Annotated in this window: 16 protein-coding genes; 13 read left to right on the plus strand and 3 right to left on the minus strand. The window is 62.4% G+C overall.

Annotated features, from left to right (window positions below):
* Window positions 1–61 precede the first annotated feature (61 nt).
* A complete protein-coding gene (locus tag ABXH26_RS18075; RefSeq protein WP_353568506.1) occupies window positions 62–1,075 on the plus strand; it encodes an N-acetylmuramoyl-L-alanine amidase family protein in 1,014 nt (337 codons plus the stop codon).
* A 6-nt stretch (window positions 1,076–1,081) separates the two neighbouring features.
* On the opposite strand, the gene dusB is transcribed toward ABXH26_RS18075, so the two are convergent.
* The 3 genes from dusB to purM are packed head-to-tail and all read right to left on the minus strand — an operon-like array spanning window position 1,082 to window position 5,035.
* Window positions 1,082–2,062 (minus strand): tRNA dihydrouridine synthase DusB, encoded by a 981-nt coding sequence (dusB, locus tag ABXH26_RS18080; protein WP_353568507.1) that lies wholly within the window; start codon window positions 2,060–2,062, stop codon window positions 1,082–1,084.
* 44 nt (window positions 2,063–2,106) lie between these two features.
* Complete coding sequence (locus ABXH26_RS18085) at window positions 2,107–4,032, minus strand: amidophosphoribosyltransferase (RefSeq protein ID WP_353568508.1); 1,926 nt, start codon at window positions 4,030–4,032, stop codon at window positions 2,107–2,109.
* Between the two features lie 7 nt (window positions 4,033–4,039).
* The gene (gene purM / locus ABXH26_RS18090; RefSeq protein WP_353568509.1) at window positions 4,040–5,035 is read right to left on the minus strand and encodes a phosphoribosylformylglycinamidine cyclo-ligase; all 996 of its coding nucleotides are present in this window, start codon (window positions 5,033–5,035) and stop codon (window positions 4,040–4,042) included.
* A 313-nt stretch (window positions 5,036–5,348) separates the two neighbouring features.
* On the opposite strand from purM, the gene ABXH26_RS18095 reads away from it, so the two are divergent.
* From ABXH26_RS18095 to ABXH26_RS18150, 12 genes are all read left to right on the plus strand, one after another.
* Window positions 5,349–5,999 (plus strand): ATP-binding cassette domain-containing protein, encoded by a 651-nt coding sequence (locus tag ABXH26_RS18095; RefSeq protein WP_353568510.1) that lies wholly within the window; start codon window positions 5,349–5,351, stop codon window positions 5,997–5,999.
* Between the two features lie 14 nt (window positions 6,000–6,013).
* Window positions 6,014–6,781 carry a hypothetical protein gene (locus ABXH26_RS18100; RefSeq protein WP_353568511.1) on the plus strand — a complete coding sequence of 256 codons (768 nt, stop codon included), beginning with the start codon at window positions 6,014–6,016 and terminating at the stop codon, window positions 6,779–6,781.
* A gap of 27 nt (window positions 6,782–6,808) precedes the next feature.
* Complete coding sequence (locus tag ABXH26_RS18105) at window positions 6,809–7,804, plus strand: hypothetical protein (protein ID WP_353568512.1); 996 nt, start codon at window positions 6,809–6,811, stop codon at window positions 7,802–7,804.
* Window positions 7,801–9,078, plus strand: a complete 1,278-nt coding sequence (locus tag ABXH26_RS18110; RefSeq protein WP_353568513.1) for a type IV pilus twitching motility protein PilT — start codon at window positions 7,801–7,803, stop codon at window positions 9,076–9,078. Before ABXH26_RS18105 ends, ABXH26_RS18110 begins: the two co-directional genes overlap by 4 nt.
* 100 nt (window positions 9,079–9,178) lie before the next feature.
* Complete coding sequence (locus ABXH26_RS18115) at window positions 9,179–9,577, plus strand: hypothetical protein (protein ID WP_353568514.1); 399 nt, start codon at window positions 9,179–9,181, stop codon at window positions 9,575–9,577.
* A gap of 114 nt (window positions 9,578–9,691) precedes the next feature.
* Window positions 9,692–11,479, plus strand: coding sequence for a hypothetical protein (locus tag ABXH26_RS18120; protein ID WP_353568515.1), 1,788 nt, complete (start codon window positions 9,692–9,694; stop codon window positions 11,477–11,479).
* Between the two features lie 5 nt (window positions 11,480–11,484).
* Window positions 11,485–12,018: a hypothetical protein gene (locus ABXH26_RS18125; protein ID WP_353568516.1), complete on the plus strand. Its 534-nt coding sequence runs from the start codon at window positions 11,485–11,487 to the stop codon at window positions 12,016–12,018.
* Entirely contained in the window at window positions 12,015–12,668 is a 654-nt protein-coding gene (locus ABXH26_RS18130; protein ID WP_353568517.1) for a hypothetical protein, read from the plus strand. The genes ABXH26_RS18125 and ABXH26_RS18130 overlap by 4 nt, the downstream gene beginning before the upstream one ends.
* Window positions 12,669–12,917: 249 nt before the next feature.
* The gene (locus tag ABXH26_RS18135; RefSeq protein WP_353568518.1) at window positions 12,918–14,570 is read left to right on the plus strand and encodes a type II secretion system protein GspD; all 1,653 of its coding nucleotides are present in this window, start codon (window positions 12,918–12,920) and stop codon (window positions 14,568–14,570) included.
* 19 nt (window positions 14,571–14,589) lie between these two features.
* The gene (locus ABXH26_RS18140; protein WP_353568519.1) at window positions 14,590–15,162 is read left to right on the plus strand and encodes a hypothetical protein; all 573 of its coding nucleotides are present in this window, start codon (window positions 14,590–14,592) and stop codon (window positions 15,160–15,162) included.
* The gene (locus ABXH26_RS18145; protein ID WP_353568520.1) at window positions 15,159–16,853 is read left to right on the plus strand and encodes a GspE/PulE family protein; all 1,695 of its coding nucleotides are present in this window, start codon (window positions 15,159–15,161) and stop codon (window positions 16,851–16,853) included. Before ABXH26_RS18140 ends, ABXH26_RS18145 begins: the two co-directional genes overlap by 4 nt.
* Window positions 16,846–17,988 (plus strand): type II secretion system F family protein, encoded by a 1,143-nt coding sequence (locus tag ABXH26_RS18150; RefSeq protein WP_353568521.1) that lies wholly within the window; start codon window positions 16,846–16,848, stop codon window positions 17,986–17,988. Before ABXH26_RS18145 ends, ABXH26_RS18150 begins: the two co-directional genes overlap by 8 nt.
* Window positions 17,989–18,001: the final 13 nt, after the last annotated feature.

Genomic DNA, 18,001 nt, shown 5'->3' on the forward strand with positions numbered 1-18,001 from the left:
TCCGTCCCGGGACGCTACGCTCCCGCTTTCCCCGATGCCCCGGACGTTTTCCAGCCTTCGAATGCTCTTCGTTTTGCTTCTGGCCCTCCCCGCGGTGGCCCGGGCCGAGTGGGAGCAGCGGGAAATCCACGGCCGCGGCTACGTCAGCATCCCGTCGATCAAGGAGAACTATCATTTCAACGAAATGAAGACCACCGGCAAGCGGGTGGTCATCCAGCGGGTGGACCCGAAGTCCGGCAAGGCCATCACCAACATCACCTTCAATCTGGGTGCCACCGAGTGCCTGATGAACGGCATGAAGTTCGTGTTCAGCTATCCGGTGGCCACCGCTGCCGGCAAGGCCTGGGTTTCCCGCATCGACCTCGCCAAGCTGATCCATCCGGTGCTGAGCCCCAACTTCATCAAGGATGCGGGGGATTTCAAAACGGTGATCATCGATCCCGGCCATGGGGGCCAGGACCTCGGGGCGACGAACCCGCTCGGCCACGAAAGCCGCTACAACCTCCAGGTCGCCAAATACCTCAAAGCCATCCTCGAAAAAGGCGGCTACAAGGTCGTCATGACCCGCTCGGATGATCACTTCCTGACCCTCCAGCAGCGCGTGCAGGTGGCGAACAACGTGCAGGAGAACGCCATCTTCATCTCCATCCACCACAACTCCGCCAGCTCGCGGGCGCGCGGGATCGAGACCTTCACCCTCTCTCCGGTCGGCGTGGCCCATTACGGGCGCGGCCTGAAGCAGAGTGACTATCACTCGGTCGCCGGCAACAGCCATGATTCGGCCAACGTCGCCCTGGCCACCGCCGTCCACGGCATGATCTACAGCACCTACTGCTCGGACAAGAAGGGCAACTTCTACAGCACGCTCGACCGCGGCATCAAGCGGGCCCGTTTCAGCGTGTTGAGCGGCGTGCGCCACCCCGCGATCCTCGTCGAGTGCGGCTTCCTGACCAATCCCTCGGAGGCGAAATGGATCAACAACAGCCAGTCCCGCCAGAACATCGCCAAGCTGATCGCCGGCGCGATCGCTCGCTACAAGTTCGCCGTCAGCCGCGGTGCCAAGGCCCAGCGCTGAGCCGGCTCAGGCCGCAGCCATCGACCAGGCGGCGATTTCCTCCACCTGGGCGACGCTCTCGACTCTGGCCAGCCGTTGCCGCAGCTCCTTCGCGCCGGGGAAGCCCTTGCAGTAGGCCATCAAGCGCGAACGCATCGCCATGATCGCGTGCCGCTCGTTGCCGTAGCGCCGGCTCTCGGACGCCAGCCGGCAATGCCGCATCACCAGCTCCCAGCGCTCTGCCAGCGGCACCGGAGGAAGCAGCTCGCCGGTCTTGAGAAAATGCTTCGCCTCGCGGAACACCCAGGGGTTCTGCATCGCCGCACGACCGATCATCACGCCGCTCACCGCCGTCCCGCTCTTCCGCCGGGCCACGTCCGCGCCGCTGGCAATGTCCCCGTTTCCGATCACCGGCACCCGCACCGCCCGGGCACAGGCATCGATCGTCTCCCAGCAAGCTTCCCCGCCGTAGCCCTGCGACCGGGTGCGCCCGTGGATGGAAATCGCCTGCATCCCACAGTCCTCGAGACGCCGGCTGACTTCCACGGCATTGATCGACTTCTCGTCCCAGCCGATGCGGATCTTGGCGGTCACCGGCACCACGCCCTCGCAGGCTTTCGCCACCCCGCGGGCGACGCTTTCCAAAAGCGGACAATCCTTGAGCAGGGACGAGCCCCCGTTTTTCGACACCACCTTGTTGACCGGGCAGCCGTAGTTGATGTCGATGAAATCCGGGCGTTTCCAGTCGACGATTTTCCTCGCCGCCTCGCCCATCCGTTCACCATCCGCCCCGAACAGCTGCACGCCCACCGGCCGCTGCCCGTCGGTGAACTCGGTGTATTTCCGCGTGCGGTCGTCGGCCTGCATGATGCCCTCCGCGGACACGAACTCGGTGACCATGACATCCGCCCCCAGCTCTTTGCAGATCTGCCGGAAGACCACGTCGGTCACCCCGGCCATCGGGGCCAGATACAGGGGAAAAGCACCATTTTCGAACCAGGGAAGCACGCGCGGAACCTACGGAGCGGATCGGAATCGCGCAACCTCGCGCCTCACAAGGGCAGGTCGTAGCTGCGGCCACCCACGCCATCATACCAACGGATGTAGGCGGCGTTGACGGTCGCGTAGCCACCCGCGGTGGGGTAGTCACCGGTGAAATACCAGTCGCCACAGGGCTTGCCGATGGCCGCATGAAGGTTGGCGATGGTTTGGAAAACCACCTGCACCTCCCCCTTCCAGTCACACTCCTCGGGCGTGACCATGCGGCTGATTTCTTCCGAGATCTGGTCATCGGAAAAGGCTTCGTAAACCCGGGTCACCGCGTTGGTCATTTCGGCCAGCGGCTTCGCCATCTCCCTACGGCAGTCATCGTAGATCTCGTCGAGCAGCGACTGCCGGCCTGCCTTGCGGTGGAGGGCCACCGCGGCCTGGAAGGCGATGAATTTCCCCAGCTCGGACATGTCGATGCCATAGCAATCGGGATAGCGGATCTGCGGCGCGGTTGAACAAACCACGATCTTCCGCGGGTTGGTACGGGTCAGGATCTTGAGGATCGACTTTTTGAGCGTCGTGCCGCGCACGATCGAATCATCCAGCGCCACCAGTGCGTCGCCCTCCTCGACCATGCCGTAGGTGATGTCGTACACGTGCGAGACCAATTGATCCCGGCCCTTCTCCTGGGCGATGAAGGTCCGCATCTTGATGTCCTTGTGGGCGATCTTCTCCCCCCGCGGCCAGTTGCGCATGATGAGGTCGTCCAGCAGATCTTCATCCAGCGTGCCATCGGCCATCGCCCGGGTGATTCTTTCCCGGACCTGCTGCCGGCGGTGCATCCGCAGGCCGTCCATCAAGCCGTACCACGCGGTTTCCGCCGTGTTCGGGATGAAGGAAAAGACCGCCTTTTCCACCGCCCCGCCGATGGCCTCGACCACCTGGGGAACGAGCGCCGCTCCCATGGCTTTGCGCTCCCGGTAGATCTCCGGGTCATTGCCGCGGGAAAAGTAGATCCGCTCGAAGGAGCAGGGCTTCACCTGGCCGACTTCCGCGAACGGAGCTTCGGCCATCGAGCCATCGGCCTTGATCGTCACGACGGTGCCCGGATCGATGGACCGGACGTCCTCCTCGGACGCCTCGAAGACCGTCATCAGCGGGACCCGCTCGGAGGCGAAGGCGATGACGTCTTCGGTGACCAGGAGGTGGCACGGACGGATCCCGTGAGGATCCCGCATGGCGAACATGTCGCCATTTCCCACCACCCCGCAGATGGCATAGCCGCCATCCCAGGAAGCAGCCGATCGACGCACCAGATCGACGATGTCAAGGCGCTCGGAGATCAGCTCGGGGATCTCGGATCCGTCCACCCCCTTGTCGCGCAGCTCGCGGTAGAGATCGGTATGCTCCTCATCGAGGTGGAATCCGATTTCCTCAAGCACGGTCTGGGTGTCGGTGCCGAAGACCGGATGCTGGCCGCGGTCGATGAGAGCGCGATTGAGCTGTCCGGTGTTGGTCATGTTGAAGTTGCCCATCACCATCAGCGTCCGTGTCGGCCAGTTGCTGCGGCGCAGGTAGGGATGGCACGAGCCCTCCTCGAAATCTCCGGACGTGCCGTAGCGCAGGTGGCCGATCAGGATTTCCCCGCCGAAATCGAAATGCCGCTTCACGTCGGCCGGGTCGTTCGGATCGAAGCGCCCCTTGCGCACCATCTTGTGGTACGACTTCATTTCCTTGCGGAAAACGTAGGACAGGGCGTCCTTTTCGCTGCTGCGGCGGCGGAACATGTACGGCTCCCCGAGGGGCATGCCGATCTTTCCGCAGCCGATGCCAATGCCATCCTGGCCGCGGTTGTGCTGCTTCTCCATCAGGAGGAACAGCTTGTTGAAGCCCCACAGGGCGGTCCCGTAGCGGTCCTTGTAATAGGCCAGCGGCTTGCGAAGCCGCACCGCCGCGATCCCGCATTCGTGTTTGAGGAAGTCGCTCATGGTTCGGTCACTCGCCGGCCACTCTCACGCGGACCCCTTCCTCCTCCACCATGCGGCCGATCACCTGACCACCCGGACCGGCGGCGACGGCGGCCTCCACCTCCTCCGGAGAAACGATGGCCACCCAGCCGATCCCCATGTTGAAGGTGTGGAAACGGTCGTTCGGATCGACGTGACGGTAGAGCTTCTCGATGCCGGGCAGGTTCCATTCCGGGATTTCCAGGTCGGCCCCGCACCCGCGGAACAGCCGCTCCAGATTCTCCGGCAAACCGCCGCCGGTGATGTGCGCCATCGCCTTCGGCACCACGCCGCCCTCGCGCAGGCCGGCCACCACGTCATGATAAAGCCGGGTCGGCTGCAGCCAGGCCAGCAGCTCGTCGTCCTCCACCTCATCGGGAAACTCCCGCAGGACCCGGCGCACGAGGCTCCACCCGTTCGCATGGATGCTGTCCGAGGCATAGCCCACCAGGACATCGCCGATCTGGATGGTCGTCGGGTCGATCATGGCGGATTTTTCCACACATCCGATGCAGAAGCCGGAAAGCTCGATCACTCCCTCGGGCACGATCCCCGGCATTTCCGCGGTTTCGCCTCCGGCGAGGATGCAATCGCAAGCCTCGAGGTAATCGGACATGCCTCCAATCAGGCGGGTGATCCGGGCTTCATCGAGCGCCGCGATGCCCACATAGTCGAGAAACAGGAGCGGATCGCCACCGGTGGTCAGGATGTCGTTCACGCTCATCGCCACCAAGTCCTTGCCGGCAATCTCCAAGAGGTCGTGCTCAAGCAGGAGTTCGAGCTTGGTGCCCACGCCATCGCAGCCGGTCACGATCACCGGCTCCTTGTAGGCGCTCAGGTCATAGGCGGCCGCGAAAAGCCCGAAGGCCCCCATCAGCTTCCTTTTCCTTTGGGTCCGCTCCACGTGACTTCGGATGTCCCCGACAAGGGCCGCTGCCCTCCGCGTGTCCACCCCCGCTTGCTGGTAGGTCAGTTTTCCGGCCATGCGCTCGCTGCTGGTGGCGGGGTTGTAACAGCCCGCCTCCCCCCGTCACGAAGAAAAGACCGCCACTTCTCCGCGGCCGAATCCCGCCCGGGTCAACCCACGCGAAAATCTTAGGAAATTATTTCAAAAACCAAGGAATTTGTAAAAACTTGACTAAAATTCATCCCCGCCAGCCGTGCCCAAGCCCATTTCCAAAAACCTGTCGGACCCAAATCCCCGAAAAACCGATGTCCCCCCGATTCTAACTCAAAAATCCTTGATTATTCGGATTGGTTAACTAAAAGCCTAGCCGTCACCCCTTTTCCCCGCCGCCATGGCCACCACCCCACCCAAGCTCTCGCTCAGTCACGGGCTGACGATCGGCTACCGCTCGCCTCTCGCGCGGTCCGAGTCAGCCATTGAACTCGGCAAAGGCACCCACTTCCTCCTCGCCCGCAACGGACGCGGAAAAACCACGCTGCTCCGAACCGTGGCCCGCAGCCTCCACCCCTTGGATGGCCAAGTCCTCAGCGAGGGCACCATGCAGTATCTGCCGGAAAATCTCAGCTTCGACAACGAGCTGAGTGCCCGCTCGATTTTCCACTCGATGATTCCCAAGGCGCGACGCCAGGCCGCGCTGGACCTCGCCCAAACGATCGAACTCGACCTCGACAAGAACTACGGCCAGCTCTCGACCGGAAACCGGCGCAAGGTGTCCCTCATCGTCGCCGAATTCTCCATCGATCCTGAAAAGCCGCACATCCTGCTTCTCGACGAGCCCTTCAGTGGCCTGGACGCCTACGCCCGTGAGCAGTTCGAGCGGATCTGGGCGGAAAGCGATCAGAACACGCTGCGCCTCGTGAGCTGCCACCCGGACTACGATTCGATGCCCATGCCGAGTGCCATTCTCATCGAGAACGGCCACCTCACCCACACTGAGGGCAACATGCAAACCTGGCGATCCCTGAAATCGCGCCTCAACTGAATCCCCGTTCCGCCATGCGACTTTTCAAGCTCACACTGACCACGATCTTCCGCCGGAAGTCCTGGGTGATCTGTGCGTTCCTGGTGATCGTGGCCCCGTTCATCCTCCCCCAGCTGTCCAGCGGAACGGAGAACCCGACCCTGATCAAGCCCGCCCTCGCCCAGGCCGCGTGGGTCATGGCATGGCTTTGCGCCGCCTTCTGGGGCTACTTCGCCGCCGCACAGACCGGCGAAAAACTGGCCCGGACGGGACTCGGCGAGTATTTCCAGACCCTCGGCGTCTCCGCCACCCGCCAACTTCTCGAGACCTGGCTGGCCATCTTCACCTACGTGGCGCCCCTCGGGTTCGCCGCCGCGGTGGTCAGCATTCTAGCCGCCAGTCCCGGTGATCCGACGGAGAGATCGATGTGGATGGCCACCAATTTCCAGTACGCCGTGCTGTTCGCCGCCGTGGTCGCGCCGCTGATCGCGCTCGCCATTGCCTGCGCCTCCCGCTTCGGCGCCATCACCGGCTTCCTGGTTTCCTCGGGCCTCAGCTTCTACGGCCTGTACGGCGTCGGCTACGTCAAGCAGCTCGTGTCGGTCGAGAACAACGCCATCCTGCAATGGCTTTGGAGCGCCTCGCCGCACTATCACTTCGCCGACCCGACCGAGCGACTGCGTTACAAGCTCGGCGCCATCGAATGGAGCCAGTTCCCGCTGCTGCTCGGTTATTTCGCCGGCATCGCCCTTCTCTACCTCGCGATTTCCCGTCTCGTCTTCCGCGTTCGCGCTACTGCGTGAGCCTCCGTTTTCATCCACGATCCGAACATGATCACCCGCTCCGCCATCGTAACCGCGGCCCTCGCCCTCACCGGCGCCGGCCTGTGGACCTACGCCGGCGCACGCCTGGCTCATGAGGGGAAGTTCGAGTTCCAGCCGAACCCGCTGGGCATCAAACGCAGCCCCTATGGACAGGTCATTGCCATGGCTTTCCAAGCTCCGGTGGACAAGGACTGGCACGGCGGCATTGAGGTCCACGGGCTCGGCGGACATGACGATCATGACCACGATCACGCGCACGCCGCGGATCACCCGGGGGAGGATGACCATGGCCATCACGACCACCCTGCGGACGACGATCACCTCTGTGAGGACGAGTCCTGCGATCACGACCATGAACTGGCCGAAGACGGCACCTGCAGCTGCGGTCATGACCACGGATCGGAAACCGAACACGGCAGCCCGTTCATCGAGCGTCTGGAGCACGCCGTCACCGAACGCACCAATCCCTTCGCCCCCACCGAGGCCCACCGCTTCTATCTGCGGCGGCAAATCGAGGACAAGCTGAAGTTCGCCTACGAACTGGACCCCTCCCATTACGGAAACTACGCCGCCTATCATTTCTTCTTAAAGGAAGAGACACTCAATACCTACGAGCAGACCAAAGAGAAAAAACGTCAACTCTTGGTCGCACTGGCGGAAAAGACCATCCGCTACTGCATGAAGGAAACCACGGACCCGCGGCCTGCGCTCACCGCCTCCGCCGCCGCTTACAATCTCCTCGAGATGATGATCGCCGCGCCGCCGGGGACCTATTCGTGGGACGACTTCGACCGCCGCCTGTCCGACTACGACCACTGCCTGAAGCGGCACGCCGATCTGCTGGAAGCCAGCGTCGAAAGCGGCCAGTGGAACCTCCTTTCACCCGCCCGCCAAGACGAGGTTCTCCAACGCACCCAGCTTGCCTTGAAGCTCCGGGACGCGTTCGCCGCCACTCTCCAACATCGCTATCCCGGCCACGCCATTCCCTCACCCGGATTATGAGTGTCTTCCCCACCCAGCCCCCGCCCCTGAAAGCTGAGTCGGGCCCGGCCGCGCCGCTCTACTTCATGCCCGGGATGAACGGCAACCAGCTGCTCGGGATCATCTTCCGGGTGTGCAGGGAAATGCGCGTCTCCGACATCCAGATGCGGGCCCACCGGCCGGTCTATGTCCACGCCAACAAGGGCGTCGAAAAACTCGAGCACCTGGGGATCCTGACACCCCAGCACATGGACGAGGTCCTCAAGGAACTCATCTGCAACCGCGAAAGCGGCAGCCACGGCTTCGGTGAAGGAGATTCCGCCGAGGTCCGCTTCGAGGACAAGATCCATGAAGCGATGGCCGACTTCGCGGAGCGCCGGGTCGCGGATTTTTCCTGCGATGGCATCCCGATGGGCGACAACGGAGAACGCTCCGGCCGCCTCCGGATCCAGGCCCACCTCAGCTCCTCGGGACTCGGGGTGACCTGCCGGATTCTCAACGACTTCATCCCCGAGCTCGAGTCCCTTGGCATCGATCCCGACACCATCCACGTCCTCCGTCAGGGCGTCCAGAAGCGCGCCGGCCTGTGCCTGGTGACCGGGCCGACCGGATCCGGCAAATCCACCACCCTCGCCTCGCTGATCGACTGGCTCCGTCGCTATCACCGGAAGCACATCGTCACCGTCGAGGACCCGATCGAATACCAGTACCCGGACGACATGGAGGACCCCGAGTTCCGGGGCCGGCGGACCGCCTCCCCCTCCATCGTCACCCAGCAGGAGGTCGGCCGCGACGTGCATTCCTACCGCCAGGGCCTCAAGGATGTTCTGCGGAAGGCCCCGCATGTCATTCTTCTCGGAGAAATCCGTGACCGCGAAGCCATGGAAACCTGCATGGAGGCCGCCCAGACCGGCCACCTCGTGCTTTCCACGCTCCACACCACCGGCGCGGTCAAAACCATTGGCCGGATCCTGGAAATGTATCCGCGTGAGAATCATCCCGCGCTGCTGAGCCGTCTTTCCGAAGTCCTCGTCTTCATCCACTCCCAAGGTCTCCTCAACGGCATCAACCGCCGGGTGCTTACCTACGAGTTCCTGCAAAACAACGACGACGCCGTCGCCTCCGCGATCGCGAACTACGATGGCAATGCCGGATCACTTGAAGACGTAATACGCAGGGCGGGAAATATACAGTGGGATACCAACCTCAAGCGACTCCTCAACCAAGGGCTCATCGACGGAAACACTTACGTCAACGCCCGCATGAACCGAGACGACGCCGACGAGATACTTTAACCTGAAAAGGACCCCCTCTCGGGAAAACGACTCCATCCCGGGCTCTTGCCCGTCCTGGGTCTTCTCTCAAGAAACCAACACAGAAAACACACACCAACACATGAAACTGCAAAAGCAAACCAAGCGAGCGAAGGGCATGACCCTCCTGGAACTGACCGTGGTCATCCTGGTCCTCCTTTCGCTCATCTCCATCCTCTTCGTCGGCGCCCGCGCCTGGAAGAAGGGCTCCGACCGTTCAGCCTGCATCCTCAACATTCGTAACGTGCAGCAGGCCACGCGCGGCTATCAGAACATGCATCCGGAAGCTCCCGGCTGCACGGCTGCCGATATTTACAGCGACGACGGGTCGGCCTTCCTCAAGACGCCAAAGTGCCCTGCCGGTGGCACGTATACTCCGGTATTCTCCGCGACGGCGTTCCCCGCCACCGGCGTACTGGCCATCACCTGCGACAAGGCCACCACTGACGACCACGTGCCAGCCAGCTACAGCGACTGGTGATTAGGGGCTGATTTTTCAGTAGCTAACCTACTTCCTCGGCCCGCCTGCCTTGGGCGGGCGGGCCGCTCTAATTTCTTCCCTCCGCAGTGACGCTCCAGCCCCTCCCTTACTGTTTTGGTTTCCCACCAACATTCTTCAGAGCTGAATCTTCTGCAGCAGTACCGACATACCGCCTCGCTCCTCCACGGAACGAGCCGGGCGACCAATAGCGGTTGGTACACTGCCCCTCTCCAGCATGACTTCCAGCTGCACCTGCGGTTCGACGGGGACACCCTCACCTGCCGGGCTTGGTCACGGACCACCGACACCTGGGGCCCCGGGCCCGAAATCCGCCAGGAACTCCTGGGGCACCCGGACCAACTTGCTCTTTTCGCCAAGCAGCTCGTCTCCCTCGCCAGGGGCGCGGGCGCGTCCTCCGCGGGCGTCATCCTCCACATCGCCGACGAGTTCGCGACCACGGAGATCAATCCGGATCTCGACCATCCCGGCGCCCTTCCCGAGCTTCGCGAAGCCGTCGTTTCGGACCCGAAGTCGGTGCTCCACGACGCGTCCCTGACGCTCGACGAGCACGCGTGGCGTCTGATCCCCTACCCCGCGGCCGGCTCCGAGGCCATCGCGACCGCGGTAACCCTCTCCCGCGGCTTCGAACCCTTCCTTTCCCAGCTCCGTGAGTATGGCAATTCGCAGAATTTCCCGATCCTGACGCTGGCGACCAGCGCGCCCCTCCTCGCCTTGCTGACGCTGGTGGAACTCAAGACCACCGCGCTCGAGAAGCCCTTCCTCGCTGTCCTTCCCTACACCCGCTTCACCCTTCTCGCCTGCTTCAACGAGCACGGCGACCTGCAGCTGCTGCGCACCCTCCAGCACCGCGGGCAGAAGCGCCCCTCGAACCTCCGCCACGCCGCGGCCACCACCGCCACCGCGCTGGAAATGGCCTCGCCCGAGGTCCTCATCCTCCCGCTCAACGGCTCCGCCGACCCGCAGCTGGAAACCGACCTCCGCACCGTTTTCCCTGACTCCGTCCTGCACCAGGTCGATTGGAGCGAAACGCCCTTCCGCGAACCCTATCCCGGCGTTTCGCCCGAAATGCTCGCCGCCGTGCGCGGCGAGGCGGACGAGTCTCTGCCCCTCCAGGCCTCGCACACTTTCTCCACTCTTCGTGCCGATGGCTGGGCCACCCAGGATTTCCTGCCGGTTCCCGCGCAGGAGGCGGAAACCTATCCTACGGCGGGCGAGATGAAGCTGATGCGGTTTTCCCGCTTCACCCGCCTCGGCCTGGTGGCCGTCACGCTAGCTGGCCTCGGCTGGATCGGTCTGGGAATCGTCGAAATGATCCGCAAACCCGAGTGGACCTTCCAACCCGAGGAGGCCACGCTGGTGAACGGACAGATCAAGACCTTCGGGGCGGAGCGGGCTCGAATGGAGCACTGGGACAACCTTCTGGACGATCGCTCCAAAGGCTGGGTGGCGATGGAAATGCTGGCCCGGTTTTTCCCGGAGAAATCCGGCATGCTGGTGCGAAGTTTCACCCTCTCGGTTTCCCCGCAGAACCAGCCCGGTGCCGCCAAGGCTGGCTTCACGAAGCAATGGACCATCTCAGGTCTCGCCCGCGAGGAAGCCCTCGAGAAGAACCTGGCTGACTTCAGCACCAACCAGGGCATCTCGGCCGCGTTTTCCGAAATCGCCCGCGTGACCGGCAACCAGGCCTTCCGCACCGACCTCCCCACGCGCAACATCGTGGTCAACATCCGTACCCTGGAAAACGCCACCTGGCGCGACCGTCCGCCGGAGGAGATGGATGATACCGACGAAAGCACTTATCCGTTCCAGTTCGAGCTGGTGATCACCCAGCGCTTCGAGGCGGATGACCCGATGGCGCTCCTCGTCAAGAACGCCCCCTGAATTGCATGAATCTCTACCGCAACTCCATCATCGTCTTCGGCTACGTGCTCCCCGGCATCGTGGCCCTGCTGGTGCTGGGTCTCAGCCTTTTCGCCAAGCAAAAGGTGCAGACCTCGTTCGACGAGAAGGTGAGTCACTTCAAGGGGTTCAAGCAAAACCGGGTGGCCGTGATGACCATGGAAAAGGAGATCACCCAGAAGCGCGCCGTCTCCTCCCACTGGGAGGAGCTGCTCAACAAGGAAACCGCCAGCGCCGTGACCTCGAACCTGCGGCAGATCAGCGACAAGCTGCCCTCGAAGGAATTCCAGATCACCAGCCAGTCCACGCCACCGTCCAAGGCCGGTTTCGGCTCCGTTTCCGCGCAGAAATCGACCCAGGTCAACCTCGGCTGCCGGGCCACGTTCCGCTCCATGCAGAAGGCGTTGCTGGAATTGGAGACACGGATGCCACAACTCCAACTCCAAGAACTCCGCATCACTCCCGCCAACAGCTCGGGCAACCTCAACTTCGACGTCGCCTACACCGCTTGGGCTCCATGAAAACCATCTTTGTCATTTCTGCCGCGCTGTCCCTGACGGGCTTGAGTCAGACGCTCGCTCCGGTCCCCGCCCCGCCATCGGGTGCGGACTCCGCGACATCATCGGCCCCTGAAGCCAAAGACAACGCCCCGGAACTGATCAATACCCCGTCGCGGAATGTGGGTCTCGATGTTGAGGCCTATCTCCGCAGCGTGGAAAGCTCGCTCGACATGCGCAACCGGCAGCTCGATCCTTTCGGCCGCTATCAGGATCCGAACCGCAAGGCGGTGGTCCAGCAACCGCTTGCCCGGCATACCATCACGAAGGCGCGCACCATTCCTTTCTCCGATCATGTCAATCAGCTCCCGATCAGCGGTGTGGTCAGCGGCAAGGAGTTCCTCATCGGCGCCAGAACCTATCGCATCGGAGATCAGCTGACGTTGAAGATCGAACGCGGCGAACTCCGCGTCCAAGTCATCGCCATCGGCAGTGACAGCGTGACTTTTCAGGATCTGGCTTCCGAGGAATCCGCCACCAAGCATCTGGGCATCCTGCCTCCTGGCATGGAACGCGGCAACAAGCAGTCCCTTCCCCCCGGCTTCGTTCCGCTCGATCAGAATCCCACCATCGACCTGACGCCAGGCACCGAAGATCCCTTGTCCCAACGGTAACCCCACCGCTCCACACACCCCATGAAACGCATTGCCACCCTTACACTCGTTTCGGCACTTGCAGTCCAGGCCCAGACCCAACTGGCACCCGACACCGAACCGGTTTCTCCCGTCACTCCGGCGGATCAAAGCGCCCTGCCCGAGCTCCCGCCTCCGCCGGCGGAAACCCAGCCCGCCGATTCCGACCCTGGAGGCGTCAATGCCCCGGCTGCCGGGACCGGCGATCTTGTGGTACAACCCGGCGCGCCCATGCCGACACCGCCCGCGGACGACGATGAGCCCCTTCCCTCGGTCGAACCGGTAGCCCCCCCAACCGAGACCCCTATTGATACCGCCCAGCGGGAGGAGGATGCCATTCTCCAATCCGACGAGGGCTTTCTGATCAAGGACGCCCCCCTCAACGACATCTTCCAGTTCCTCGCCAAACAAGCCGGCCGGCAGTATTTCCACAACGTCAAGATCTCCACTCCGGAATACCGGGTCACCGGGCATCTCAACGACGGCGATCCCCTCCAACAGATGGAGGAGCTTGCCTTCATGTATGGCCTCGAACTCTACACCAAGGGCAGCACCGTCTATGCCCTGACGCAGACGCAGCTCACCCAACTCCCGAGCACCGAGGCCACCTACAAGCTGGCCTATCTCCGCCCGACCGACATCGAAATGATCACCGGCGTGGTGAGTCCTGTCCTCAGCCCCGGAACCGGCATCATCAAGTTCGAACCCAAGACCAACACCCTGGTCATCATCGACACCGCCCGCCGGATCGAGAAGGCCAAGGAGCTGCTACGCAAGATCGACCAACCGCAGGGACAGATCATCGTGGAAACGAAAATCCTGCGCATCAACAGCTCCGCCGCCGAACGCGTCGGAGTGGACTGGTCCGGAGCCCTCGGCGAAACGGGAACCACCATCGAAATCGCCAAAAGCCTCAACTCGATCTTCGGGATTTCATCGGATTTCACCGATATCCCCAACGGAGCCAGTGGCATCGAATACGCCTACGATCCGGCCGCGAATCTGGTCCTCAGCCCCGTCCAGCTCAGCGGAGTGCTCCGCGCCCTCGACAGCGGTGGCCTCGCCACCCAGATTTCCAATCCGACGCTGATCACGGAGGACAACGAACAGGGCACGATTTCCATCATCGACCGTGTCCCGATCATCACCACCACCACCAACAGCGGTGGTTCCCTCGGGGGGTCGAGCGTCAGTGAAGAGGTGCGCTACAAGATCGACGAGAACGACCCCACCATCACGGAAGCGCCCGAAAAACACCGGGAGATCGGCATTTCCATGGTGGCCACCCCCAGCCTGCTGCCGGACGGCACGATCCGCATGAACCTTCGTCCCCGCTCAGCGCAGATTAGTGAGCAGGTTCGCAGCGCCCAGACGAACAACGTTTATCCACGCGTCACCGAGTCGATGATCGACTGCACCACCCGGGTGCCGGACGGCTGCTCCCTCGTGGTCGGTGGCTTTTACGGCGAGGTTCAAACGAACGACAATAACAAGGTCCCCCTCCTTGGCGACGTGCCACTCCTCAACTTCTTCTTCAAGAGCAAGGCGACCGTGAAAGAGCAGACCAGTCTGGTCTTCATCGTCACGCCAACCTCCTACGATCCCACGAGCCGCAGCTCGAGCGGATTCCACTCCAACCGGATCCATCACTCGTTCAATCTCCCGCGGGACCACGACTGGGTCGATCCGCTCAACCCCGGCCCGGCTCACGAGCCGAATCTCCGTCGAGCCATCCGCGGACTGCAGCCGCAGGAGGAGCCCTATTACCCGACCCCCGAAGAAGTCGAACGCGCCCGTGTGCGCCACCAGCGCGTCTCCACCAGCCAAAACGCGGCTGTGGAACCGGCCTCCAGCCACCCTCGCTTCAGCCGTGCGCGCCGGTGATTCTCCACCGCACTCCGACATGAACGTCTCCTCCATGTTCACCCAGCAGGATCGGGCCCATTCGGCCGAGATCGAGCAATGCCGTGAACAGTGCTTCGAGTATACCATCTCCGCGCTTCAGCGCGCCGGTCTGGTCAACGAAATCGAGGTTCGCAAGCTGGAGGAGCGATTCCTGCTCGTGCCCGCCGAAAGCCAGCCGCAGGACCTGCTGGTGCTGCTGGCCCAGATGCAGGGGGTGGAGGAAGAGCGGCTCGGCATTGAAACCGCGCGCCTGTCCCACGCCCTGGCGTCGGTGATTCCGTCGGCTCCACCCATGATCCCCTTTGCCGGGAAGCTCATGGCTCCCTCCGCTTTCTACGAGGCCTACACCTCCATCCAGGAGCTGGCCAGCACCCTCCGCTCGCCCGTCATTTACGCCGAAGACACGGATGCCATCGGCACCGCCTCGCTGAATCCCGTGGCGGCCATGCTCATGGCGGAGCAGATCGTTTCCACGGTCAACAAGCGCTACGCCATCCGGCCTTTCGTCACAGCCGCCCGCCTCGACTACGAGAGCTGGACCTTCCTCAACCGCAAACACTTCGGGCTGTGATCGAATTCGACGGCATTTCTTTCAACGAACTGGTCAGCAGCCACATCATGAGTGCGCTGGCCCACCACGACGCCCAATATTCCGAGCTCCCGCAGGATCAGGTCGGCAACCGGGTGACCCGCAACTGCTTCATGGCTGCGGTGGCCCGTATCAACGGCCTGCCCTTTTTCCCGAAGGTCGCCGAGTTCAGCGATGGCGCGCTGCACACCTATTGTGACCCGACCGTTCTCACCCGCGGATTTTTCAGCCCCATCTGCATCACCGGAGACAAGCTCATCGTCGCGATCGCGAATCCCTGGAGCCCTATTCCGGAAGAATACCTGGCTCCCCGTTTTCCTGATCTTGAGATCGTCAAGATCGTCACCTTGGCTTCCGAGATCAGCCGCGCCATCGAATCGGTGGCATCCAACAGCGGACCCAGCCGTTCGGACCTCGAGGCGATCGACGTCGAGGACCAGGAGGATGAAATCCATGACTTCGACGTCACCACCGACTACACCGAGCCGATGGCGCAGCTCGTGGCCACCATCATGGCGGATGCGGTGAAACAACGGGCGTCGGACATTCACTTCAAGGTCGAGAAGGAGGTGTTTTACTACACGTTCCGGGTCGATGGCGACCTCCAGCCGAAGGTGGAGATCCCGATGAAGCTCAAGGACCGCCTCGACGCGTTCCTGCTCAATCTGATGAAGCTCCCCACCGAGATCCGCAGCACCGCACCGGGCATCTCGGGCCGTTTCACCATCTCGTATTTCCACCGACCGATCGATATCCGCTACGAGAGGCACCGTACCTACCGGGGCTATCACGCCACCATGCGTCTCCTCGACAAGGGCCACCTCAACGTCACTCTCGGCAAGGGCACTCTTGCGTTTGACGAGGAAACGCTCTTCGAACTCTACAAGGTGATGAAGGTCCCGGCGGGGATCATCGTCATGTCGGGCCCCACCGGGTCGGGAAAATCGACCACGCTCAACGCGATCCTTCGTGAACTCAACCGTCCGGAAGTCAACATTCTGACTCTTGAGAACCCGGTGGAGGACGAGGTTCCGGGCATCACCCACTGCGACCTCAAGAGCCCCAAGGAATTCAAGCCGATGATCAGCTCCTTCATGCGGAGCGATCCCGACATCATCCTCATGGGTGAGGTGCGCGACATCGAATCCGCCGAACTGGCGATCGAGGCCGCGGTCACCGGGCACAAGGTGCTCACCACCATCCACACCCCGCGGGCATCCCAGATCATCGAGCGCTTCGAGCAGCTTGGCATCGAACGCTGGAAGATCGCGCAGACCCTCAAGGCTGCTTGTGCCCAACGCCTGGTGAAGGTGCTCTGCCCTTACTGCAAGGAACCCCAGACCGGGGTGGATGAAACCAACCGCCGCGTGTTCTGTCTGGATGACAGCTGGGCGAACACGCCGGTCTTTACCGCCAAAGCCGGCGGGTGCTCGGAATGCCGGCAGACAGGCTACAGCGGCCGCACCGCCATCCTCGAGATCATCCCCATCACTCCCAAGATTTCCGACATGCTGTCCAAGGGCGAAATCACGCCCTACGAGCTGGAAGTTAAGATTCAAGAAGAGGGTCTCCTGCCCAATCTGCGGCGCAGCGGCCTGCGCCTTCTCCGCGACGGAAAGACCGATCTCGCCGCGGTTTCCAAGGTAATCGACATGACTTACTCCGATGACTAGCGCCACCACCACCCCCAAGGGCGCCGCCGCCGTCAAGAAGACCGAGAAAAAGGCACTCTTCAGTGCGCAAATCGGTGGCCCGGCCAAAATCAAGCCGTTCAAGAAGAAGGAACTCGTCGGAGTCTTCCGCGGCCTGAGTTCCATGTTGCGCGCCCAGATCAATACGGCCGACGCCCTCAAGTATTACGGTCAGGGCCTCCCGAACAAGGTCATGGCCGATGCCCTCATGCAGATTCGCGACGACATCGCGGCCGGGGTCAGCGTGCATGAGGCTTTCCGCCGCACCGGTCGCTTCAATGACATGATCATCGGCCTCATCCAGGCGGGATCCGATGCCGGCCAACTCGGCCAGGCCTTCACCTCGCTGGCGTCCCGTTTCACCTCGGAGCTCTACTTCTCGAAGGCCATCCGCAAGGCCACCACCATGCCCGCAGTGGTCATCACGGTGCTTTCCGGCGCGTTCATTGTTTCTCAGGTGAAGATCGTTCCGCAGGTCGAGGAAATGCTGTCATCGGTCAACCAGAAGCCCGAGGGCATGACCGCGATCTCGTTTGCCGTCGCCCACACCACCCAGAAAGTGTGGCCGATCGTGGTATCGGCCATTGTCGGCATCGTGATCGCGATCTGGCGCTCTGAAAAGCTGCGCAACTTCATCCTCGGGCTCTTGATGTCGAAATGGCGCCTGCTGCGCATGCTCATCATGAGCCTTCGCCAGATGACCTTCCTCTCGACGATGAAGCTCCTGCACGCGAACGGGATCAACCTCGCCAAGGCCATCCGGGTGTCGGCGAACAGCGTCAAAGGCACTCCTTTTTACCACGAACTCCGGGATGCGGCCGACAAGTATGAGAAGTCCGGCGTCCCCCTCTCCACCGCGTTCTCCAAGTATACCTCGGTGGACACCCAGGTCGTCCACATGCTGTCGATCGGAGAAAAATCCGCCTCGCTCGACAATCAGCTCGAGATGCTCTCCACCATGTATGAGGAAGACTCGGAAAATTACATGACCACCTTCACCGCCATGGTGAATTTTCTCGTTTTGCTCGTGGCCGTCGGTCTCATCGCCGCCGTCTTCATCGGCACCTTCCTGCCGATCTTCCTGATGGGCCCGAAGATGATGAACTCCCAAATGTAACCTCATCCCAACC

This window comes from Haloferula sargassicola (assembly GCF_040362925.1).
Lineage (GTDB): Bacteria > Verrucomicrobiota > Verrucomicrobiia > Verrucomicrobiales > Akkermansiaceae > Haloferula > Haloferula sargassicola.